Raw genomic sequence first — 21,565 nt, forward strand, 5'->3', positions numbered from 1 at the left:
CGCCGCGACGGATCGCGGTCGCCCGGAAGTCCGCATTACATGTTCGGGTAGTTAGGCCCGCCGCCGCCTTCCGGTACGGCCCAGTCGATGTTCTGGGTCGGGTCCTTGATGTCGCAGGTCTTGCAGTGCAGGCAGTTCTGAGCGTTGATCTGCATGCGCGGGCCGCTCGGGTCCTCGACGATTTCATACACGCCGGCCGGGCAGTAGCGGGTTTCCGGTGCGTTATAGAGAGCCAGGTTGGTCGCAATCGGCACCGACGCATCCTTCAGGCGCAGGTGGCAGGGCTGCTCCTCGGCGTGGTTGGTGGCCGAGATGAACACCGACGAAAGACGGTCGAAGCTGATCTTGCCGTCCGGCTTGGGATAGACGATGGGCGCGCAGTCGGACGCCTTCTTGAGCTGGGTGTGGTCGGCGTGGTGATGCAGGGTCCACGGCGCCCGGCCCTTGAGCAGGTAGGTATCGAGCGCGCTGTAGGCGATGCCGCCCAAGAGGCCCCAGCGGAAGCTCGGGCGGATGTTGCGCACCTGGTAGAGCTCGTCCCACAGCCAGCTTTGCTTGAGGCGTTCGGCGTAGCCGAGCACTTCGGGGCCGGTCTGGCCATCGAAGGTGAGATGGGTGAACAGCGCTTCCGCCGCCTCGATGCCCGATTTCATGGCCATGTGGGTGCCCTTGACCTTGGGCACGTTGAGGAAGCCGGCGGTGTCGCCGACCAGCAGGCCGCCCGGAAAGCTGAGTTTGGGCACCGACTGGAAGCCGCCTTCGTTGAGCGCCCGCGCGCCGTAGGAAATGCGCCGGCCGCCCTCGAAGACCTTGCGGATCTCCGGGTGGGTCTTGAAACGCTGGAATTCCTCGTAGGGCGACAGGTGCGGGTTGCTGTAGTCCAGCCCGACCACGAAGCCTACTGCCACCTGGTTGTTCTCGAGGTGATACAGGAAGGAGCCGCCATAGACGTCGGTGGACACGGGCCAGCCGACGGTGTGCATGGTCAGTCCGGCCTGGTGCACCTCGGGGCGCACTTCCCACAGTTCCTTGATGCCGATGCCGTAGGTTTGCGGGTCGGCGCCGTCGCGCAGATTGAATTTGCTGAACAGACCCTTGGTCAGCGAGCCGCGGCAGCCTTCCGAGAACACCGTCTGGCGGGCGTGCAGCTCGATGCCGGGCTGGTAGTTGGGGCCGGGCTCACCGTTCTTCTCGACACCCATGTCGCCGGTGGCGATGCCCTTGACCGAGCCGTCCGCGTTGAAAAGCACTTCGGAGGCGGCGAAGCCCGGGTAGATCTCGACGCCCAGCGCCTCGGCCTGCTCACCCAGCCAGCGCACCACGTTGCCGAGGCTGACGATGAAGTTGCCCTCGTTGTGCATCTGCGGCGGGGTGGGTAGCTTGTAAGCCTTGTCGGTGGTGAGGAACAGGAAACGGTCGGCCGTCACCGGTGTGTTGAGGGGCGCGCCGCGCTCCTTCCAGTCGGGAAACAGCTCGGCCAGCGCGCGGGGCTCGATGACCGCCCCGGACAGGATGTGGGCGCCGACTTCGGAACCCTTCTCCACGACGCATACCGAAAGCTCCTTGCCGGCCTTCTCGGCCAGTTGCTTCAGGCGGATCGCCGTCGTCAGCCCCGAGGGGCCGGCACCGACGATTACCACGTCGTATTCCATCGCTTCACGCGTCATTGCTGTCTCCGAACAAAAAGGGGCGGTCAGCCTGTGGGTCGGACTTCAGTCCGACAAACCCAGGCTGAACGTGCGCTGCCGGATTGAAGTCCGACCTGCAAAAGGCTTAAAAAAGGGCTTCTTCCAGGGCCAGCACCGACTCGGCGCCATTCACGATGGCATCCCGATAGGCGTTGGCCTCGGGAATCACGTGCTGGGCGAAGTAGCGGGCGGTGACCAGCTTGGCCTTGTAGAAGTCGCCGTCGGCTTCGTCCACCCGGCCGGCGGCGATCTGCGCGGAGCGGGCCATCAGCCAGCCGCCGACGACGATGCCGGTGAGCTTGAGGAAGGGCACCGAGCCGGCCGCGGCGGCCTGCGGGTTGGCGTCGTAGTTGTTGAGCAGCCAGGTGGTGGCTTCGTCCAGCGCGGCGATGCCGTCGCCGAGGGCTTCGGCCAGGCCCTTGAGGGTCGGGTTGTCGGTGGCGCGCAGGGCGGCCCCGGTTTCGGCGATGTCGGCGAGCAACTGTTGCATGCTCTTGCCGCCTTCCTTGGCGGTCTTGCGACCGATCAGGTCGTTGGCCTGGATGGCGGTGGTGCCTTCGTAGATGGTGACGATGCGGGCGTCACGCATGTACTGGGCGGCGCCGGTTTCCTCGATGAAGCCCATGCCGCCGTGCACTTGCACGCCGTTCCAGGTAATGCCCTGGGCGTTCTCGGTGCACCAGCCCTTGACCACCGGGGTCAGCAGTTCGAGGCGGGTCTGGTTGGCCTTGCGCACGTCGGCGTCGGGGCTGCTCTTGGCGCGGTCCATGCAGCCAGCCACGTAGTAGGCGATGGCGCGGCCAGCCTCGGTGCGGGACTTCATGTCCATCAGCATGCGGCGCACGTCGGGGTGGTGCAGGATCGGCTTCTTCTCGCCGGACTTGTCGCCGATGATCTTGCCCTGGATGCGGTCGCGGGCGTAGGCCAGGGCGTGCTGGTAGCTGCGCTCGGAGACGCCGACGCCTTCGAGGCCGACGTTGAGGCGGGCGTGGTTCATCATCGTGAACATGTATTCGAGGCCGCGGTGCGGCTCGCCGACCAGATAGCCGATGGCGCCGCCCTTGTCACCGAAGGACATGACGGCGGTAGCGCTGCCGTGGATGCCCATCTTGTGTTCGATGGAGGCGCAGATCAGGTCGTTGCGCTCGCCCAGGCTGCCGTCGGCATTGACCAGGAACTTCGGCGCGATGAACAGGGAGATGCCCTTCACGCCCGGGGGCGCGTCCGGCAGGCGGGCCAGCACGAGATGGACGATGTTCTCGGCCATGTCGTGTTCGCCCCAGGTGATGAAGATCTTGGTGCCGCTGATGGCATAGCTGCCGTCGCCGCGGGGCTCGGCCTTGCTGCGGATGGCGGCCAGGTCGGAACCGGCCTGCGGCTCGGTGAGGTTCATGGTGCCGGTCCACTTGCCGGACACCATGTTCGGCAGGTAGGTGGCCTTGAGTTCGTCGGAACCGTGGTGGGCGATGGCTTCCACCGCGCCCAGCGTGAGCATCTGGCACAGCGAGAACGAGATGCTGGCCGACTTCCACATTTCCAGCACGGCGGTGGACACCGTGACCGGCAGGCCCTGGCCGCCGAACTCGGTGGAGGCGGGCATGCCGTTCCAGCCGGTTTCGCAGAAGGTCGCGTAGGCTTCCTTGAAGCCGTCGGCGGTGGTGACCACGCCGTCTTTCCACTTGTTGCCCTGGCGGTCGCCAACGGCGTTGAGCGGGTCGACCACTTCGGTGGCGAACTTGCCGGCTTCGTCGAGGATGGCCTCGACCAGATCGATGGAGACGTCTTCGTTGCCGGGCAGGGTGACGATGTCTTGCAGGCCGGCCAGCTCGTTCATGGCGAACAGCATGTCCTTGACGGGGGCGATATAGGTGCTCATGGCGTGTTCCTTGCGAATTCGGTGTTTAGAGGGCGGCGACGAGTTGCGGGACGGTCTCGAAGAGATCCGCCACCAGGCCGTAGTCGGCCACCTGGAAGATCGGGGCTTCCGGGTCCTTGTTGATGGCGACGATCACCTTGGAATCCTTCATGCCGGCCAGGTGCTGGATGGCGCCGGAGATGCCGACCGCGAGGTAGAGCTGCGGGGCGACGATCTTGCCGGTCTGGCCGACCTGGTAATCGTTGGGCACGTAGCCCGCATCGACTGCCGCGCGGCTGGCGCCCATGGCGGCGCCGAGCTTGTCGGCGAGGGGTTCGAGGACGGCCCGGTAGTTGTCGCCGCTGCCCATGCCGCGGCCACCGGAAACGATGATCTTGGCGGCGCCGAGTTCGGGGCGGGCCGACTTGGTGAGTTCGCGGCCAATTACCTTCGACTGGCTCAGCTCGGCGCCGGCGGCGATGGCTTCGACGCTGGCAGAGCCACCTTCAGTCGCCGCGTCGAAGGCGGTGGTGCGCACGGTGATGACCTTGATGCTGTCGGACGACTTGACCGTGGCCAGCGCGTTGCCGGCGTAGATCGGGCGCACGAAGGTGTCGGCCGATTCGATGGCGGTGATTTCGGAAATCTGCGCCACGTCGAGCAGCGCAGCGACGCGCGGCAGGATGTTCTTGCCAAAGGTGGTGGCGGGGGCCAGCACGTGGCTGTAGCCGCTGGCCTTGATCACGTCCACCAGCAGGGCGGCGACGTTTTCGGCGCCCTGTTCGGCGTAGGGGGCCGCATCGGCGACCTTGACCTTGGTGACGCCGGCCAGCCTGGCGGCGGCTTCGGCGGCACCGCCGCAGTTGGCGCCGGCGATCAGCACTTCGACGTCGCTACCGAGCTTCAGGGCGGCGGTGACGGTGTTGAGGGTGGCGGCCTTGAGGCTGCCGTTGTCGTGTTCGGCGATGACGAGGATGGTCATGATCAGAGCACCTTTGCTTCGTTCTTGAGTTTTTCGACCAGCTGAGCCACGTCAGCCACCGTTACGCCGGCACTGCGCCTGGCCGGCTCGACCACCTTCAGGGTGGTCAGGCGCGGTGTCACATCCACGCCCAGGTCGATCGGCTGCAGCGTATCGAGCGGCTTCTTCTTGGCCTTCATGATGTTGGGGAGCGTTGCGTAGCGCGGCTCGTTGAGGCGCAGGTCGGTGGTGATGACGGCCGGCAGCGGCAGGGCCAGGGTTTCCAGGCCGCCGTCGATTTCGCGGGTCACGGTGACGCTTTCCGCACCGATTTCCACCTTGGAGGCGAAGGTGGCCTGCGGCCAGCCGAGGAGCGCGGCGAGCATCTGGCCGGTCTGGTTGGCGTCGTCGTCGATGGCCTGCTTGCCGAGAATCACCAGCTTCGGCTGCTCCTTGTCGACAATGGCCTTGAGCAGCTTGGCCACGGCCAGCGGCTGCAGGTCGGCGTCGGTCTCGACCAGGATGCCCCGGTCGGCGCCGATGGCCATGGCGGTGCGCAGGGTTTCCTGGCACTGGGTGACGCCGGCGGAGACGGCGACCACTTCGGTGGCCTTGCCGGCTTCCTTCAGGCGTACGGCTTCCTCGACGGCGATTTCGTCGAAGGGGTTCATGGCCATCTTGACGTTGGCCAGTTCGACGCCGGACTGGTCGGCCTTGACGCGGATCTTGACGTTGTAATCAACGACCCGCTTGATCGGTACGAGAATCTTCATGTTTTTGTCTCCGTGGTCTTATTCAATGGCCGAGCTGGACTTGGCCTGTTGGCGCAGTACGAACTTCTGGATCTTTCCGGTGGACGTCTTGGGCAGGACGCAGAATTCCACGTGCTTGGGTACCTTGAAGCGGGCCAGGTGCTCGCGGCAGTGGGCGATGATGTCGTCCACCGTGACCTTGGCGTCTTCCTTCACCTCAATGTAGGCGGCCGGTACTTCGCCCCACTTCTCGTCGGGCCGGGCGACCACGGCGGCGGTCATTACGGCCGGGTGGCGGTAGAGCACGTCTTCCACTTCGAGGGAGGAGATGTTTTCGCCGCCGGAAATGATCACGTCCTTGGAACGGTCCTTGATCTTCACGTAGCCGTCCGGGTGCAGCACGGCCAGATCGCCCGTGTGGAACCAGCCGCCGGCGAAGGCTTCTTCGGTGGCTTTTTCGTTCTTCAGGTAGCCCTTCATGACCAGGTTGCCGCGGAACATGATCTCGCCCATGGTTTCGCCATCGGCGGGGACGGGCTCCATGGTTTCCGGATCGAGGACGGTGATGGCTTCCTGCATGTGGTAGCGCACGCCCTGGCGGCCGTTGCGCTCGGCGCGCTTGTCGATGGGTAGTTCGTCCCATTCCGGGTGCTTGGCACACACGGAGGCCGGGCCATAGGTTTCGGTCAGGCCATACACATGGGTGATGTCGAAGCCGATGCGCTCCATGCCTTCGATGATCGCGGCCGGGGGCGCAGCACCGGCGATGAGGGCTGCCACCTTGTGATTGATGCCGGCACGCAGGCCTTCGGCAGCATTGATGAGCATGCCGTGCACGATCGGGGCGCCGCAGAAGTGGCTTACCTTGTGCTCGCGGATCAGTTCGTAGATGAGGGCCACGTCCACCTTGCGCAGGCACACGTTGACGCCGGCGTTGGCGGCGAGGGTCCAGGCAAAGCACCAGCCGTTGCAGTGGAACAGCGGCAGCGTCCAGAGGTACACCACGTGCTGCGGCATGCCCCAGCTGATGATGTTCGATGCCGAATTGAGGTAGGCGCCCCGATGGTGGAAGACCACGCCCTTGGGGTTGCCGGTGGTGCCGGAGGTGTAGTTCAGCGCGATGGCGTCCCACTCGTCGGCGGGCAGCTTCCAGGCGTAGAAGGGGTCGGCGTTGGCGATGAAGTTTTCGTATTCGATCTCGCCGAGGCAGGTCTTGCCCGGGTATTCGTCGTCCAGTACGTCGATGATCAGCGGCTTGGGGCCTTCGAGCAGTTCGAGGGCCGGCGCGATGATGGCGGCGAATTCGGGGTCGGTGATCAGCACCTTGGCCTCACCGTGGGTGAGCATGAAGGCGATGGCTTCCGGGTCGAGGCGGGTGTTGAGGGTGTTGAGCACGGCGCCGGTCATCGGCACGCCGAAGTGGGCTTCGACCATCGCCGGCACGTTGGGCAGCATCACCGCCACGGTGTCGCCACGGCCGATGCCGCGGGCGGACAGGGCGCTGGCCAGGCGGCGACAGCGCGCGTAGGTCTGGCTCCAGGTGAAGCGGCGGGCGCCGTGGATCACCGACGGGCGGGTCGGGTAGATCTGGGCGGTGCGCTCAAGAAAGGACAGCGGGGACAGCGGCACGTGGTTGGCCGCGCACTTGTCCAGCCCTTTATCGTAAGGGGTCTTCGACACTTCTTCTCCTCCTGGTTTTTGCGCCACTACTTGATGAGGCGGTGGCTCTGGGGCCTTCCCCTTTGTGGTGTCCGTGACGGACTACCGGGGATCAGGGCGGAGAATCGCAAATAAAGTTGTCGGAACTTTCGTGAAAATGTACTGAATCTTGTCGAAGCCCGTACGCAGGCCGGCGGCTGGCTAGAATCCCTGAAAAAAGGAGGCAGCGAAGTGGCGATGAGCGGGCAGGACGGACAGGACGTGGCACAGGCGGACAGCGCCGACGCAGCAGGGGAGGGCACGCTCTCCTTCGATCGGCGCTACCGGGAGATGCTCGGGGCGGGGCTCGATCTGCTCGATCAGGGGGTCACCGTTTTCGACGCCGAGTTGCGCATGGTGGCGTGGAACGGAGCCTTCCTGCGTCTGCTGGATTTTCCGGAGTCGCTGGCACGGCAGGGCATGTCCTTCGAGGATTTCATCCGTTACAACGCCGAGCGGGGCGATTACGGTCCCGGCGACCCGGCACTGCAGGTGGCCGAGCGGGTGGCCCGGGCAAAGAGTTTCCAGCCCCACGTCACCGAGCGGGTGCGTCCCAACGGGCAGGTGTTGTCGATCCGCGGCTTTCCCTTGCCGCACGATGGCTTCATCACCGTTTATACCGATATCACCGAACAGCGTCGGGTGCAGGCGCAGATCGCCAACCATCAGGCTGAACTCGAAGCGCACATCCGTTCCCGCACCGAGGCCCTGCGGCGCAGCGAGCAGCGCCTGCGCGAGATTACCGATGCGATTCCCGCCGCGGTGGCCTATTTCGACCGGAGCCTGATCTACCGCTACGCCAACAAGGGCTACGCCGACTGGTTCGGCTGGTCGGCTGCCGCAATCGAAGGCACGCAGATCCGTGAAGTGACCGGGCAGGAGGTTTTTGCCATCGTCTCGCCGTATGTGGCCCGGGCGCTGGCAGGCGAGCAGTTGTCCTACGAATACACCCTCACCGGCCGCGACGGTGCGCCGGCCCATGCCCGCAGCACCCTGGTGCCGGACATTGGCCCGGACGGCGAGGTGCATGGCTGCTACGTGCACTCGGTGGACGTCACCGAGCAGCGCCACACCCAGGCGGCGCTGGCCCAGGCCCAGAAGATGGAAGCCATCGGCCAGCTCACCGGCGGCCTGGCCCACGACTTCAACAACATGCTGACGGTGGTCATCGGCAACCTGGTGGCCCTCAAGGAAAACCATCCGGACGATCCGCTCACCGAGAACTTTGTCGAGCCGGCCATGCACGCCGCCAACCGGGGCGCCGAACTGATCCGCCGCCTGCTCGGCTTTGCCCGCCGGCAGCCGCTGGAACCCAAGCCGCTGGAGGTCAATGAGCTGATCCTCGGCATGTCCAAGCTGATCCGCCGCTCCCTGCCGGGCACCATCGCCGTCAGCACGGCCAGCCGCGAGCCCTGCCTGGTGGCGATGGTGGATGCCCACCAGCTCGAAAACGCGCTCCTCAACCTGGCCCTTAACGCCCGCGATGCGATGCCTAATGGGGGCGAGCTGCGTATCGAATCATCGCTCGAGCATCTGGGGGTTCATGCGGCGGCCGACCTGGAGGTGCCGCCCGGCGATTACGTGCAGATCGCCGTCAGCGACAACGGCATGGGCATGGACGGCAGCACGCTGGCGCGGGTTTTCGAGCCCTTCTTCACCACCAAGCAGTTTGGCATGGGGAGCGGGCTGGGCATGTCGATGGTGTATGGCTTCACCAAGCAGTCAGGCGGTGGCGTGCGCATCCGCAGCCGGCAGGCACGGGGCACCACGGTGGCGCTGCTGTTGCCCAGCGTGGCCGAAGCCGAGCAGCCCGACATGCTGCCCGCTGTGCCGAGTGACATCGAACTGGCCGGCAAGCTGGTGCTGCTCGCCGAGGACGATGCCGACGTGCGCGCGGTGGTGCGCATGCAACTGGCCGAACTGGGCTGTGTGGTGGTCGAAGCCGAGAATGGGGCCGAGGCTGCCGACCTGGTCGAGAACATTCCAGCCATTGCGCTGGTGATCTCCGACGTGGTGATGCCGGGAGCCATGGACGGTCGGGCGCTGGCCCGCTTCGTTCGGCGTTTCCGGCCGGATTTGCCGGTTGTGCTGATGAGCGGCTTCGCCGAATCGCATTTTCAGCCCCACGCCAGCATCGACGCCGACCTGCATCTGCCGTTGCTCGCCAAGCCTTTCTCGCGTGACAAGCTGCTGGCAGCCTTGCGTCCATTCGCTGCATGAGCGAACCTAGCATCATCATGGTGCATTCCCGGACGCCCGAACTCATTTACGTGGTCGAGGACGAGGCAGACATTGCCCGCCTCATTGCCGGCACGCTCGAAAAATTCGGCTATCGCGCCGAGCTTTTCCGCACTGCCGAAGCCTTCTTCCACGGCCTGCGCCACAAGGTGCCGGATCTGGTCGTCCTCGATCTGGGCCTGCCCGACATGGACGGCATGGCGGTGCTGCAGCAATTGCGCGGCAAGCACACCTGCGGCCTGCTCGTGGTTACCGGGCGCAGCGATATCTACGACCGGGTGATGGGCCTGGAGCTGGGGGCTGACGACTACGTGGTCAAGCCCTTCGAGCCGCGCGAGCTTATTGCCCGGGCGCGCAGCATCCTGCGCCGTTACCCGGGGCCGCTACAGATGCCGGCCGATCCGCGCTTGCGGGTGGCTGAGTTTGCCGGCTGGCGCTTCGAGCCCGGCAGCAACACGCTGACCAGCCCCGGTGGCCAGCCGGAAACCCTGAGCACCGCCGAGGCCCAGTTGCTGTCGGTGCTGCTGGCGCATCCCAACCATATCCTCACCCGCGAGCAGCTTCTTGGCGGGCGCGACGTGTCGGCGCTCGACCGCAGCATCGATCTGCGCATCTCGCGCTTGCGCCGGCGCTTCGAGGAGGACCCGCAGCACGCCAAACTGATCAAGACGGTGTACGGTGCCGGCTACCTGCTGGCGGCGACGGTTCTGTGGTCCTGAAGGGCTACCCTGCGTGTGGCAAATGGTCGCAAGGTCGCTGTTGCCGGTAACGCTTCCGACCCGTCCGCGTTAAGCTCCGGGTCGTCCAATCAAAGGAGTTTCCCGTGAGCCTGACGTTCAAGATTGCAGGGCTGGCGTTCGCCGCCGGCCTGTTTGCCGGCAGCGCGCTGGCTGTCGACCTGGAAGTGACGGCGCCGTGGGTGCGCGGCACGGTGCCGGCCCAGAAGGCCACCGGTGCCTTCATGCAGCTCACCAGCAAGGCCGGCGTGACGCTGGTCGGGGTGGCCAGTCCGGCGGCCAGCGTGGTGGAACTGCACGAGATGGTGATGGACAACAACATGATGAAGATGCGCGCGCTGCCGCGCCTCGACGTGCAGGCCGGCAAGCTCGTGGAGCTCAAGCCGGGGAGCTACCACGTGATGCTGATCGACCTGAAAAAGCCCCTGGTCAAGGGCGAGATCGTACCGATCACCCTGAAGGTGGAAGGCAAGGACAAGAAGGTCGAATTGGTCGAGGTGAAGGCCGAGGTGCGCGATCTTGCCGCTGCTATGGCGCCGGCCATGGAGCACAAGCATACCCATTAAGGGTTTGTCGATTCATGTGCTGCAGCACATGAATCGTCATTTCATCATCATCGAGTGGACTGGATTGCCGGCCTAGGCGAGGCGAAGCCGGTCGTCTGCTTGCCGGTCCCGTTCTTCCACCTCGGCAAAGAGGCGGACGAGGGTCTGGCGGATGCGTGACGAGGCCCGCACGTATTCGCCAACGGTGACGATGCGGATGGCTTCTTCCTTTCGCCCCGCATTGAAGGCCATGACTGCCTGACCTGCATGGCGGTGGAATTCGGCGTTGTAGCGGCGCAGGTCGGCAAAGGTTTCGAGGGTGCCGAAGCGTTCGCTGCCGCGGCCGTAGAGCCAGCGGCCAAGAGTGCTGCGGTTGTCGCGAAAGATGTTGTCGGCCTGGATGACATCCTGCTGATCGCTGAAAAGTCGGGATTCCAGCCGGGCCTTCCAGCGCATGTGGGCTTCGATGGCCTCGATGGCATCCAGATCGATGGCCTTGGCAGCGCGCCCGGGGAGAATCGTCGTGTTTTCTTCATCGGCACCCACAAAGGGCACCGGGCTTTCCGCGGATGCTCGGCGGAGCCATTTCAGGAAATCCATTGACCGCTACCTCGCGGAACAGGGGGCCGGTACTGCGGCCGTCCGTGTACTGGTTGCATGAGGGGGTGAGGGTAACCGATATTTGATTTCAATATGGCGAATGCTTGCAATTTTTCTCCTCCCTGCGTTTGGCGTCTGGCATGTGGTCCGGTTGGCTGGCCAGCAGGGCATCCACCAGAGACTGGGCATGGGCTGAAAGGCTGGCGTTCCGGCGTACCACGATGCTCAGGTCGCGGCTGGCCCAGGGCTCATCCACATCGACGATGGCGAAGGGGCGCTGGCGGCCGAAACGTTCTGCCGCCGAGCGGGGCACCAGGCCCAGCCCGACCCCGGCGCCGGCCATCCGCAGCACGGCCTCGAAGCTGCGCACCTCGATGCGCACATCGAGCCGGCCGCCGGTTTCGGCCACGTAGTTCATCAGCCCGGTGTGAAAGGCGCTGCCGGCGTGCAGCATCACAAAGGGCTGGTCGAGTACCTCGCTGATGCGCACCCGGGCCCGCGCCGACATCGGGTGGCAGGGCGGTGTGACCAGCACGATGCGGTCGCGGCGGTAAGGGTGGGCGATCAGCGCGTCCGCCGGCACCGTACCCGCCACCACGCCGATCTCGGCTTCGCCGCTGGTCACGCAGCGCAGGATTTCCGGGCTGGTCATTTCCTTCATCGTGACCCGGATGTGGGGCGCCGCGCGCAGAAACTCACCGAGGTCGTCGGGCAGGAAGCAGTTGATGGCGTTGGTGTTGGCGTACAGGCTGACCTGGGCCCGCACGCCGCGGGCGAAGGGTGACAGATCGGCGTGCATCTGTTCGAGCTGCGCGAAAACCTGGCGGGCGTGGCCGAGCAGCGCTTCGCCGGCGCGGGTAGGGCGCAGGCCGCGCGCATGGCGCTCGAAAAGCGCCACGCCGAGGCTCTCCTCCAGCTTGGCCAGGCGGTGGCTGGCCGAGGATGCGGCGAGATGCGCGCGGGCGGCGCCGCGGGTCAGGTTGGCTTCTTCGGCAATCGCGGCAAAGAGGCGCAGATCGGTCAGGTCGTATTGCAAGGTTTCGTCTCCGGCGAAGGCTCACCTCGGATCTTACCAATTCCCCGTACGCCGATCCGGTGGCCTAATGGCGCTCCGAAGCATTCCGGCCGCACCGCTCATGAACCACCCTGGCAACCGTCTCGGGCTCCTCTTCGCCGTTCTCGGCGCGGTGGGCTTCTCCTTCAAGGCCATCCTGATCAAGCTGGCCTATCCGTATGGCGTCGATGCAGTGACCCTGCTGGCCCTGCGCATGGGCATGGCGCTGCCGTTCTTCATCGCCCTCGGCTGGCTGGATTCCCGCCGCCGCCAGCCGCTGCCCCTCACCGGGCGTGACCTGGGCCTGATGCTGGCGCTGGGCTTTTCCGGCTACTACCTGGCCAGTTATCTGGACTTTCTGGGGCTGCAATACATCTCGGCCGGGCTGGAGCGCCTGATCCTGTTCGCCTACCCGACCCTGGTGGTGGTGTTCTCGGCGATCTTCCTGGGCAAGCGGATCACCCGCCGGGCAGTGGGCTGCATCGTGTTGTGCTATGCCGGCATCGCGCTGGCGCTGGCCCACGACCTGACCATCGCCGGCACCGCCCGTGACGTGTGGATTGGCGGCAGTCTGGTGTTTGCCAGCGCGGTGTCCTATGCCCTGTACCTGATGGGCAACGGTCAGGCGGTCGGCCGCCTGGGCGCGGCACGGGTGACTGCCTGGGCCAGTACCGCGGCCTGCCTGTTGTGCCTGATCCAGTTTGTTGCCACACGGCCGCTCGGCATGCTCGTCCAGCCGGCGCCGGTGCTGCTGCTGGCGGCGGCGATGGCGATTTTTTCGACAGTGCTGCCAGTGTGGCTGGTGTCGGAAGCCATGCGCCGCCTGGGCGCCGGGCCGGTGTCGCTGATCGGTACCCTCGGCCCGGTGGTGACGCTCTTCCTCGGCTGGCTGATCCTGGCCGAGCCGCTGGGCCTGTTCCAGCTTCTGGGGGGCTCGCTGGTGGTGGCGGGGGTGGTGCTGGTGGGTAAGCGGGGCTAAGAAAACAGCGGTTGGCACCCGCGGGGCAGGGTGTGAGTCGAGACGAATGAGGCGCAGGGCCGGATAATTCACCCTGCCGCCTTTTTCAGGAAAGCCCTTCATGCTGATCATCGACATCGCCGATTCCATCGGCACCATCACCCTCGATCGCGAGAGCCGGCGCAATGCCCTCTGCGAAGAGATGGTCCAGGCCTTTGTGGCGGCGCTGGCCTCCTTCACCGCCGCGGGCGTGCGCTGCGTGGTTTTCCGGGCCAAACCGGGCAGCAAGGTGTGGTCGGCCGGGCACGACATCGATGAACTGCCTGCCGCCGGCCTCGACCCCCTGGCCTGGCGCGACCCGCTGCGCAAGCTGGTCCGCGAGATCGAGACCTTTTCGGCACCGGTCATCGCCATGATCGAAGGCAGCGTGTGGGGCGGCGCCTGCGAAACGGTGTTTGCCTGCGACCTCATCCTGGCGGCGACCGACGCCACCTTCGCCGCCACGCCGGCCAAGCTCAATGTGCCCTACAACGTCGGCGGTCTGCTGACCTTCCTCAATGCGGCCAACCTGCGCATCGGCAAGGAAATGCTGTTCACCGCCGATCCGATTCCGGCCGAGCGCCTGTGCAGTCTCGGCATCATCAACCAGGTGGTGGACAAGGCCGAGCTGGAGGAGCACACCTACGCCATGGCCCGCCGCATCGCCGCCAACGCGCCTTTGTCCATTTCGGTGATGAAGGAGCAACTGCGCATCCTGGCCGGCGCCCACACCATGTCGCCGGAAGACTTCGAGCGCATCCAGGGCCTGCGCCGGGTGGTGTACAACAGCGCCGATTACGCCGAGGGCATCCGGGCCTTCAAGGAGAAGAGGAAGCCGGTGTTCAAGGGGGAGTAGCCTGGCAGCTTATCCGGCACCCGGCCGGATAAGCTGCAGAAGGGGCTGCAAGGCCCCTTTCCTGTCAGAACGATCAGGCCTTGCGACGGCGCACCGCAGCCATGCCGGCCAGGCCCAGGCCGAGCAGGGCCATGCTGGCCGGTTCCGGAACCGTCCCTGCCTGACCCTGGGCGGCGGTGAAGGCGATGACGTCATTCACCAGACTGGCGCCACTGAAGTGAAATTGGGAGGTGGTCAGGCCGCTGTACATGATGTAGCCGGCGCCCACTTCGAGGCCGGCAACGATCGGCAGGAGGCTGTCGTCACTGTTCATGAAAGACGTCAGGCCGGCCCCGGAGACCGTGTCGTGGGCGATGGAGCTGCCGCACTGGTTGCTCGCCGTCGTCGTGAAAGCCAGCTCGCCAGCCGCCGTCAGGGTGCCGCAGCCACTGCCATCCGGATAGGTCAGGGTGCCTGCGCCGAAGTGGATGCCGGTATTCCAGCCAGCCGACTGGATCAGCAGGGCGCCACCGCTGGTAACCCAGCTCATGATGGCGCTGGTATTGAGGCCGAGGTAGCTGGCCAGGGGGCTGTCGGTGCTTGCGCCTCCTTCAAGCATGACGAAGCGGTTCGATGCGTTGAAAATGGAGCCGACGGTGGCGCTGGCATAGCTGCCGTAAGTGGTGAAATTGCCGGCACCGAAAACGCTGGTCATGTTGCTGACATCCCGATCCTCGCCCCAGGGTTGTTGCGATACCAGAATGTTGCTGGCCATGGCGGAGGTGGCGCTGAGCAGGGACAGGGTAGCGGCAAGAATCAGTTTTTTCATGATGTCGAATTTGACGTTAAAGTTGGTATTAACGACTATAGCAAATTCAATACCAGTTTTTGTGTATTTAATGAAAGCTATTGATAGTACTGGTTTTATTAAAAACCAGCGTTTTCTTCTGGCCGCGAAGTTTGTCTTTTTGTAAAAAAAACCGACGTGCACTAAATCACGCCAGGCCTGCGTGATGCCCGTTGCGGGGTGCCGGATGCGAACCCGGCAACGCTTGTCCGCAAAAGAGGCGTGCTTCAGTGGTCTTCGTCGCGCAACAGCGGCCGGGTTTGCCAGTTGTAGCGGATGGTCAGGGTACGCACCACGAAGAACAGGCCGATGGTGGCCCAGGCGGCGTGGACGGTGGCGACCTGCAGTGCGAGGGTGAGCACCAGGAAAACGATGCAGGCGAGGAGCACCACCAGCGCGAAAAACTGGCCGGCCTGCAGGATGAAGGGGATCTCGCGGACGATCACGTCGCGCAGCACGCCGCCGCCGACGCTGCTCACGGCACCCACCAGTATCACTCCGGGGAGCGGAATGCCGGCGTCGAGGGCGAGTTGCATGCCGACTACTGCAAAGGCCGGCGTACCGATGGCGTCGATGGTGCTGACCAGCTTGTCCACCACCTGCAGGTGAATGATGTGCTGGTGAAGCAGGGCGATGAGCAGCGTGGCGAGGGTGATCAGCGGCAGATACACCGGGTCGGTCAGCACCGGCGGGGTGCGTTGCAGGAAGATGCCGTCGCGCAGGATGCTGCCGCCCACCGAGGTGAGGAGCGCCAGGACGAACACGCCGACGATGTCGCAGCGCTTGCGCAGCGCCACGATGGCGCCGGACAGAGCCCAGCTGAAGGTGGCGAGATAGTCGAAGTAAACGGGTACCTGGAACTCGGCGGCCATGGGGTCAATCGGCGAAGACCAGGCGGTCGCGCCCCGCATCCTTGGCCCGGTACATGGCGTCGTCGGCGCTTTTTATGAGGGTCACGTCGTCGCTGCCGTGCTCGGGGAAGATGCCGATGCCGATCGAGGCGGAGATGGCCAGGGCGTGGTTGTCGATGAGGAAGGGCAGGGCGAGCGAGGTGCGGATGCGCTCGGCGACCAGTCGGGCATCGTCGCGGGTGTCGATGTGCGGGAGCAGCACCACGAACTCGTCGCCGCCGACCCGGGCCAGGGTGTCGGATTCGCGCAGGCAGTCGCGCATGCGCTTGGTGGCGGCGACCAGCAGGTGATCGCCCACGGCATGGCCATAGGCGTCATTGACCGGCTTGAAATGGTCGAGATCCACGAACATCAGGCCGGCTCCGGCGCTGTCGCGGCGAGCCCGGGCGAGCGCCGCCTGCAGCCGGTCGGAGAACAGGGCACGGTTGGGCAGGTGCGTCAGGGGGTCGTGCTGGGCCATGTGGCGCATGCGCTCCTCGCTCTCCCGCAACTCGCGGGTCATCGCCTGGGCGCGGGCAAAGGCACGGGCCCGCCCGGTGGCGAGCTGCCAGGTGAGGACGGCCAGCAGCAGGCTCACGCCACTGCCGGCGATGGCGATGATATGCGCCGAGTCGTGGCTGTAGCGCTGTTCGAACTCGGGCGTGCTGAGGATCTGCAAGGTCCAGCTGTGCTGGGGGAAGCTGATGTATTCGAGGGCCTCGAAATGAACCGGTGTGATTTTGTCGGTGTTCGGGTGGGAGTCGAACATCAGGCCCTCCGGATCGGTGCGCACGCCGTCGTAGATGCGCAGGGCAATGCCGGGGGTGCCTTCACCGTACAGGCTGGCCATCAGGTCGTGGAGCCGGAAGGCCACGTGCACCCAGCCGTACAGGCTGGCCTGCCGCGCCGCCAGGCTGTTCACGGGGTGGTTGTGGGTGTAGATCGCCAGAAACATGGCGAAGCCCGGCAAGGTTTGGGCGTCGTCCATCAGGAGCCGGACCTTCGGCGTGATGGCGATGGTGCCGGAGTCTCGCGCCTGCAGCATGGCGGCGCGGCGCACCGGTTCGGCGTAAAGGTTCTGGCTGAGGGCCTTGCGGTTCAGAGGTGTGCTCGGAGCCACGTAGGTGATGGGGGCGGTCATCGGATTGCCGGCCTGGCGTGCGCTGAATACCATGATCTGCAGGCCGGCAAAGTCGCCGCCGTCGGTCAGTGCGTCCACGTAGCGCTGGAAATCGGCATGGGTCACGTTGCTGGACGCGTTGAACAGCCCGCGGGCACCACGCAACATCTGTTCGTAGGCGGCGAGTCGCTGTTCGATGCGGCTGGTGGTCTGGCGTACGCTGAAGTCGAAATTGGCACGCAGGTTGGTGTCGAGGGTTTGTTGCTCGTGGTGCCACAACCACCCGGTCAGGGCGAGGGATAGCAGCCCTACGCACAAGGGGAGAAGGAGAGCCTTCAGTTTGGGTGGCAGCGTCAAAATCGCGTCATGGCCCGGGCCAGCTCGGGTTTGAAGTATTTTTCAAAAATTCGCTCGATGCTGCCGTCGGCGCGCATGTCGTCCACCAGGGCTCGCCACTTTGCCTGTTCCCGCGGCGGCAGGCTGCGCTTTGACATGATCAGTCCGTGGGGCACCGGCGGGTCGTCGAACTCCAGGATGGTGGTCTGGGTACGGATGTGGCTGCTTTCCAGGGCCGGGTAGTCGAAGGGCTCGATGATCATGCCCTGCACCTGATTGGCGAGCAGGATTTCGTACAGTGGCGTCAGGCTGGAGGCGAAGCTCACCCGCTGCTCGGCGTCGAGACTGTCCACTAGGCGATTGGCCGTCGGGCTGTAGCGAAAGCTGCGAATGGCGCCGAGGCGCAGGTCGGGGTTCTTGGTGAAGTCGCCGACGCGCTGCACACCGGCATCCCGGCGTACCAGGAGGTAGTACTTGTTGGAGAAATACCAGGCGAAGGCGGCGAAGCGCTCACGACTTTCACTGGTGATGCCGGACAGGCTGAAATCCAGCCCGCCCGATTCGATCAGTTGCCAGATCCGCGCCCTGGGCAGGACCGTTACGTTAATCGTGCAGCCGCTACGGCGGATCAGTTCGTCGGCAATGTCCCGGTCGATACCTTCGCCAGACTGGCGTGAATAAAGGAGCCCGTGTTCGTGCAGGGCCAGGCTCAGGGGGCGCGAGCAATCCGGCAGTTCGCCCGCATGGCCTGCCGCGGACACCAGCAGGGCCAGTGCCGATGCAATCAGTCGTCGCTGCGGCAGACGGGTCATCCTCAATGGGGGTTCCTGGCGGCTTTCAGGTTGCTGCGAATTTGCAGTATTTACCATTTACGGCAGAGTGGCAGACAACTGCAGCGATTTCCGCGCGGAGGCTCAGCGTCGACCACGCAGGTAGAGAGCTTCCACTTCCTCCCTTGCCCACGGTGTGCGGCGCAGAAACTTGAGGCTCGATTTCATGCTGGGTTCATGATTGAAGCAGTTGATGTTGATGACCGCACCGAGGCTTTCCCAGCCGTAGCGATCGACCAGTTCGGTCAGTATTTGTTCGAGGGTGAGGCCGTGCAGGGGGTTGTTTGGCTGCGATGTCATGAGGCGGGTTTCCTTGTCCTTGATTGAGAACTTTGACCCACTTCGGGCGTGCTGCCAAGAGTCCCGCCCGAATCAATTTATCAATGCAGTCGTTTCGGGCGCAGCGTGCTAAGTTCGGCGGCTTCAATCTCAAAGGATCACGCATGTCCCCGAGTTTCCGGGAAGGGGCGCGGGAAGGATTCCGGGTTTTCCTGCCGCTGTCGGTAGGGCTGATCCCGTGGGCGCTGGTGACCGGCATGACCATGGGCGGCGTGGGCTTTACCCCGCTGCAGGCGATGGGCATGAACGTCATTGTGTTTGCCGGTACGGCGCAGCTCGGCACTTTGCCGCTGATCGCCGCCGGTTCGCCGGTGTGGCTGATCGTGGTGACGGCCTTCGTCCTCAACCTGCGTTTCATCATCTTCAGCGCGGCGCTGGCGCGGGGCTTCCACGGGGTGCCGCGGGCGGAGCGCTGGCTGGCGGGACATCTGCTGACCGACGGGGTGTTCGCCACCTGCCTTGAAAAGATGCTCTCCCATGAGGACCCGCGCTGGCGGCTGGGCTATTACCTGGCGCCGTCGCTGTGGTCGTGGCTGTTGTGGCAGGTCTTTGCCTTTTGCGGGGTGATGGCGGCGGGCTCGATTCCGAAGAGCTGGTCGCTGGAGTTCATGGCGACCATCGCGCTGATCGTGCTGCTGGTGCCGATGGCCCGGCTGCGTCCGATGCTGCTGGCGGCGCTTACCGGCGGCACGCTGGCGGTGCTGCTGCGCGGGATGCCGTTGCGCCTGGGGGTGATCGTGGCAATCATCGGTGGCATTGCGGCCGGTTTCGCTGCGGAGCGCTGGCAGGGGGCGGCGCGATGACTTACGACTGGACCCTGTGGATCGTCTTCATCCTGATTGGCTTGGCCACGACCCTGCCGCGAGGCAGTTTCATCATCTTGGGTGAGCGGGCCAGCCTGCCGGAAGGGCTGCAGAAGGCGCTGCGCTATGCACCGGCAGCGGCGCTGGCCGCCATTGTGGTGCCTGATGTGGTGCTGGTGGGCGGCGTGGTGGAGGTGCTCAACCCCAAGCTGGCGGCAGCGTTTGCTGCGGTGCTGGCGACGCAGGTGTCACGTAATCCGTGGCTGCCGTTCATCGTCGGGATGGGCGTGCTGCTGGGGCTGCGCCACTTCCTGTAGGTCGGGTTCAGCCGGTCGAGTCGGACTGAAGTCCGACCCACAGGGGTGTCAGTTGTTGTTGCGTTTTACCGCCCATACGGCCATGCCGATGCCGGTGAGGATCATCGGCAGGCTCAGCCACTGGCCCATCGACAGGCCGAAGGTGAGCAGGCCGAGAAAGTCGTCGGGCTCGCGGCCGAATTCGGCGATGGAGCGGAATAGGCCGTAGCCGATCAGGAAGACCGCCGAAATCAGCCCGCGCGGCCGCGGCTTGCTGGCGAACCACCACAGCACGAAGAACAGGCTGACGCCTTCGAGGGCGAACTGGTAGAGCTGGGACGGGTGGCGCGGCAGCGTGTCCACCTGCGGAAAGATCATCGCCCACGGCACATCGGTCACGCGGCCGACGAGTTCGCCGTTGATGAAGTTGCCGAGCCGCCCGGCAGCCAGGCCCAGGGGCACCAGCGGGGCGATGAAGTCGGTGACGGCCAGCCACGGCCGCTGGGTCTTGCGGCCGAACAGCCACATGGCCACGAGCACCCCGAGGAAGCCCCCGTGAAAGGCCATGCCGCCCTGCCACACGGCGAGGATTTCGGCCGGGTGGGCCAGGTAGTAAGCCGGCTTGTAGAACAGCACGTAACCGAGGCGTCCGCCAAGGATCACCCCCAAAACCCCGTAGAACAGCAGGTCGTCGATTTGCTGCGCGTTCCAGCCCTGGTCGGGGCGACGGCGGGCGTGCACCCGGCCGAGCACCACGAAGAGGATGAAGGCGGTGAGGTACATGAGGCCGTACCAGCGCACGGCCAGCGGGCCGATGGAGAGGGCGATGGGGTCGAACTGGGGGTGAACGAACATGCTGTGCTACCTGAAGCGGGTTACTTGAACTCGTTGCGGAAGGCTTCGAACTCGCTGGTCAGCCATTCGACCTGCTGGCGCAGACGGCGGACTTCTTCTTCGAGTTCGCTGACCCGGCTGCCGCGCGGTGCGCCACCTTCCGAGCTGGTGTCGAAGGCGTGCTGGTGCTGGGCGGCAGCGGCTTCACCACTCATCAGATGGGTGTAGCGGGCTTCCTTGGTGCCGGGGGCCTTGGGCAACTGGATGGCCATGCCCTTGTCGCCGAGGCGCTCGAGCACGTCTTCCACGTCAGCCGGCGAGGCGAAGGCGTGCATGCGCTCGCAGCGGGCACGGATCTCGCCGACCGTCTGGGCGCCGCGCAGCATGAGGATGGTGAGCACGGCCTGCATCGGCGGGGTGAGGGAGTGGCGCAGGCGGATCTGGTGTTCCCACTTGGAGACGCGGGCGTTGGCCTGGTGACGCTGGGTGACGAGGCCACGTTCGGCGAGGCGCTGCAGCGTGCCAAGCACGGTGGACTCGGACAGACTCATGACCGGCTCGCGTCCGGTGAGCTGGTTGCAGCCGGTGAGCAGGGCATTGACCGACAGGGGGTAGGTGTCGGGGGTGACGAAGGATTTCTCGATGAGCACCGCGAGGACGCGCACCTCGAAGTCGTCCAGGTCGAAACCGGTGCTGGCTTCAGTGGCAGTGGCAGGGACTTCGGGCGTGGTGTCGGTCATGGTGTGTTTCCGGAAACAGACGAGGGCGCAATGATAGCCGACGCATTGCGTCGGCCCGATGGCGATGAAGCGGAGTCGGCTAGTTGGCGCCGTGGCACTTCTTGTACTTGCGGCCGCTGCCACAGGGGCACAGGTCGTTGCGGCCGACCTTGTCGCCGTCGCGGACGATGGGGTCGCGGATGGCGCCGAGGGGAATCGGCGGCAGCGATACCGGCGGCATGTGGTGGATGTCCGGCCAGGCGGCGATCTCGGGTAGCAGTTCGTCGATGAGGCCGTGGCCGGCGGCGCGCAGGGCGGCGAGGCATTCGGCGGGCTTGCGCTGGGCGTCGGCGAGCACGTCCTGCGGGTCGACATAGCTGGTGTCGATGAGGCCGGCGGTGAACCATTCGGCCATCAGGGGCAGTTGCTCGGCGGCGCCCAGGTCGGCCAGGTGGCTGACGATCTGGTCGATGAGCTGGAAGTCGGCGCCGCTGTCGGGGTCGTCCTGCAGGGCCTGGGCTTCGCGGGTGCCAAAGTCGGCCAGGAAGTCGATCACCGGCGCGCGCGCGGCGCGGCCTTCGATGGCGGCGA

The 21,565-nt window shown here is 65.3% G+C and carries 22 protein-coding genes; 7 read left to right on the forward strand and 15 right to left on the reverse strand.

Annotation, left to right across the window (positions count from 1 at the left end):
* Nucleotides 1-35: 35 nt before the first annotated feature.
* From ETQ85_RS06945 to ETQ85_RS06965, 5 genes are all read right to left on the reverse strand, one after another.
* Nucleotides 36-1,667 (reverse strand): electron transfer flavoprotein-ubiquinone oxidoreductase, encoded by a 1,632-nt coding sequence (locus ETQ85_RS06945; RefSeq protein WP_148578319.1) that lies wholly within the window; start codon nucleotides 1,665-1,667, stop codon nucleotides 36-38.
* A gap of 106 nt (nucleotides 1,668-1,773) precedes the next feature.
* Nucleotides 1,774-3,564 (reverse strand): acyl-CoA dehydrogenase C-terminal domain-containing protein, encoded by a 1,791-nt coding sequence (locus ETQ85_RS06950; protein WP_148578320.1) that lies wholly within the window; start codon nucleotides 3,562-3,564, stop codon nucleotides 1,774-1,776.
* 25 nt (nucleotides 3,565-3,589) lie between these two features.
* A complete protein-coding gene (locus tag ETQ85_RS06955; RefSeq protein ID WP_148578321.1) occupies nucleotides 3,590-4,525 on the reverse strand; it encodes an electron transfer flavoprotein subunit alpha/FixB family protein in 936 nt (311 codons plus the stop codon).
* Nucleotides 4,526-4,527: 2 nt separating this feature from the next.
* Nucleotides 4,528-5,277 (reverse strand): electron transfer flavoprotein subunit beta/FixA family protein, encoded by a 750-nt coding sequence (locus ETQ85_RS06960; protein ID WP_148578322.1) that lies wholly within the window; start codon nucleotides 5,275-5,277, stop codon nucleotides 4,528-4,530.
* Nucleotides 5,278-5,295: 18 nt separating this feature from the next.
* Nucleotides 5,296-6,936: an acyl-CoA synthetase gene (locus ETQ85_RS06965; RefSeq protein ID WP_148578323.1), complete on the reverse strand. Its 1,641-nt coding sequence runs from the start codon at nucleotides 6,934-6,936 to the stop codon at nucleotides 5,296-5,298.
* Nucleotides 6,937-7,152: 216 nt separating this feature from the next.
* Here ETQ85_RS06965 and ETQ85_RS06970 point away from each other — a divergent pair, with 216 nt between their 5' ends.
* The 3 genes from ETQ85_RS06970 (at nucleotide 7,153) to ETQ85_RS06980 (ending at nucleotide 10,495) form a co-directional block, all read left to right on the forward strand.
* Nucleotides 7,153-9,174, forward strand: a complete 2,022-nt coding sequence (locus ETQ85_RS06970) for a PAS-domain containing protein (RefSeq protein ID WP_148578324.1) — start codon at nucleotides 7,153-7,155, stop codon at nucleotides 9,172-9,174.
* Nucleotides 9,171-9,911, forward strand: a complete 741-nt coding sequence (locus ETQ85_RS06975) for a response regulator transcription factor (protein WP_246128659.1) — start codon at nucleotides 9,171-9,173, stop codon at nucleotides 9,909-9,911. Before ETQ85_RS06970 ends, ETQ85_RS06975 begins: the two co-directional genes overlap by 4 nt.
* A gap of 104 nt (nucleotides 9,912-10,015) precedes the next feature.
* Nucleotides 10,016-10,495: a copper chaperone PCu(A)C gene (locus tag ETQ85_RS06980; protein ID WP_342781947.1), complete on the forward strand. Its 480-nt coding sequence runs from the start codon at nucleotides 10,016-10,018 to the stop codon at nucleotides 10,493-10,495.
* A 72-nt stretch (nucleotides 10,496-10,567) separates the two neighbouring features.
* On the opposite strand, the gene ETQ85_RS06985 is transcribed toward ETQ85_RS06980, so the two are convergent.
* Both ETQ85_RS06985 and ETQ85_RS06990 read right to left on the reverse strand, forming a co-directional pair.
* Nucleotides 10,568-11,029, reverse strand: coding sequence for a CZB domain-containing protein (locus ETQ85_RS06985; protein WP_187394604.1), 462 nt, complete (start codon nucleotides 11,027-11,029; stop codon nucleotides 10,568-10,570).
* A gap of 133 nt (nucleotides 11,030-11,162) precedes the next feature.
* On the reverse strand, nucleotides 11,163-12,110 hold the full coding sequence (locus ETQ85_RS06990) for a LysR family transcriptional regulator (protein WP_148578326.1): 948 nt from the start codon (nucleotides 12,108-12,110) through the stop codon (nucleotides 11,163-11,165).
* 100 nt (nucleotides 12,111-12,210) lie between these two features.
* Between ETQ85_RS06990 and ETQ85_RS06995 the strand changes: the two genes are divergently transcribed.
* Together ETQ85_RS06995 and scpB are read left to right on the forward strand one after the other, a co-directional pair.
* Nucleotides 12,211-13,107, forward strand: coding sequence for a DMT family transporter (locus tag ETQ85_RS06995; protein ID WP_148578382.1), 897 nt, complete (start codon nucleotides 12,211-12,213; stop codon nucleotides 13,105-13,107).
* Between the two features lie 100 nt (nucleotides 13,108-13,207).
* Nucleotides 13,208-13,981: a methylmalonyl-CoA decarboxylase gene (scpB, locus tag ETQ85_RS07000; protein WP_148578327.1), complete on the forward strand. Its 774-nt coding sequence runs from the start codon at nucleotides 13,208-13,210 to the stop codon at nucleotides 13,979-13,981.
* 73 nt (nucleotides 13,982-14,054) lie between these two features.
* On the opposite strand, the gene ETQ85_RS07005 is transcribed toward scpB, so the two are convergent.
* The 5 genes from ETQ85_RS07005 to ETQ85_RS07025 all read right to left on the reverse strand — a co-directional run bounded on the left by ETQ85_RS07005 (nucleotide 14,055) and on the right by ETQ85_RS07025 (nucleotide 18,283).
* Nucleotides 14,055-14,789, reverse strand: a complete 735-nt coding sequence (locus ETQ85_RS07005; protein ID WP_148578328.1) for a PEP-CTERM sorting domain-containing protein — start codon at nucleotides 14,787-14,789, stop codon at nucleotides 14,055-14,057.
* 245 nt (nucleotides 14,790-15,034) lie between these two features.
* Nucleotides 15,035-15,679 carry a trimeric intracellular cation channel family protein gene (locus ETQ85_RS07010; protein WP_187394605.1) on the reverse strand — a complete coding sequence of 215 codons (645 nt, stop codon included), beginning with the start codon at nucleotides 15,677-15,679 and terminating at the stop codon, nucleotides 15,035-15,037.
* Nucleotides 15,680-15,683: 4 nt separating this feature from the next.
* Entirely contained in the window at nucleotides 15,684-17,174 is a 1,491-nt protein-coding gene (locus ETQ85_RS26585; RefSeq protein WP_222862088.1) for a diguanylate cyclase domain-containing protein, read from the reverse strand.
* Nucleotides 17,171-17,965: a substrate-binding periplasmic protein gene (locus ETQ85_RS07020; RefSeq protein ID WP_187394606.1), complete on the reverse strand. Its 795-nt coding sequence runs from the start codon at nucleotides 17,963-17,965 to the stop codon at nucleotides 17,171-17,173. The genes ETQ85_RS26585 and ETQ85_RS07020 overlap by 4 nt, the downstream gene beginning before the upstream one ends.
* A gap of 102 nt (nucleotides 17,966-18,067) precedes the next feature.
* Complete coding sequence (locus tag ETQ85_RS07025; RefSeq protein ID WP_148578331.1) at nucleotides 18,068-18,283, reverse strand: VF530 family protein; 216 nt, start codon at nucleotides 18,281-18,283, stop codon at nucleotides 18,068-18,070.
* Between the two features lie 143 nt (nucleotides 18,284-18,426).
* On the opposite strand from ETQ85_RS07025, the gene ETQ85_RS07030 reads away from it, so the two are divergent.
* Both ETQ85_RS07030 and ETQ85_RS07035 read left to right on the forward strand, forming a co-directional pair.
* Nucleotides 18,427-19,125: an AzlC family ABC transporter permease gene (locus tag ETQ85_RS07030; RefSeq protein WP_148578332.1), complete on the forward strand. Its 699-nt coding sequence runs from the start codon at nucleotides 18,427-18,429 to the stop codon at nucleotides 19,123-19,125.
* On the forward strand, nucleotides 19,122-19,442 hold the full coding sequence (locus ETQ85_RS07035) for an AzlD domain-containing protein (RefSeq protein ID WP_148578333.1): 321 nt from the start codon (nucleotides 19,122-19,124) through the stop codon (nucleotides 19,440-19,442). Before ETQ85_RS07030 ends, ETQ85_RS07035 begins: the two co-directional genes overlap by 4 nt.
* A gap of 48 nt (nucleotides 19,443-19,490) precedes the next feature.
* Here ETQ85_RS07035 and lgt read toward each other — a convergent pair whose 3' ends face one another.
* The 3 genes from lgt to ETQ85_RS26135 form a co-directional block, all read right to left on the reverse strand.
* The gene (gene lgt, locus ETQ85_RS07040) at nucleotides 19,491-20,276 is read right to left on the reverse strand and encodes a prolipoprotein diacylglyceryl transferase (protein WP_148578334.1); all 786 of its coding nucleotides are present in this window, start codon (nucleotides 20,274-20,276) and stop codon (nucleotides 19,491-19,493) included.
* Nucleotides 20,277-20,296: 20 nt separating this feature from the next.
* Nucleotides 20,297-20,995: a YceH family protein gene (locus tag ETQ85_RS07045; protein WP_148578335.1), complete on the reverse strand. Its 699-nt coding sequence runs from the start codon at nucleotides 20,993-20,995 to the stop codon at nucleotides 20,297-20,299.
* Between the two features lie 79 nt (nucleotides 20,996-21,074).
* Nucleotides 21,075-21,565: DUF1186 domain-containing protein (locus tag ETQ85_RS26135; protein WP_187394607.1), on the reverse strand; the 491-nt coding region annotated here is incomplete at its 5' end.

Source organism: Zoogloea oleivorans, from assembly GCF_008107625.1.
GTDB lineage: Bacteria > Pseudomonadota > Gammaproteobacteria > Burkholderiales > Rhodocyclaceae > Zoogloea > Zoogloea oleivorans.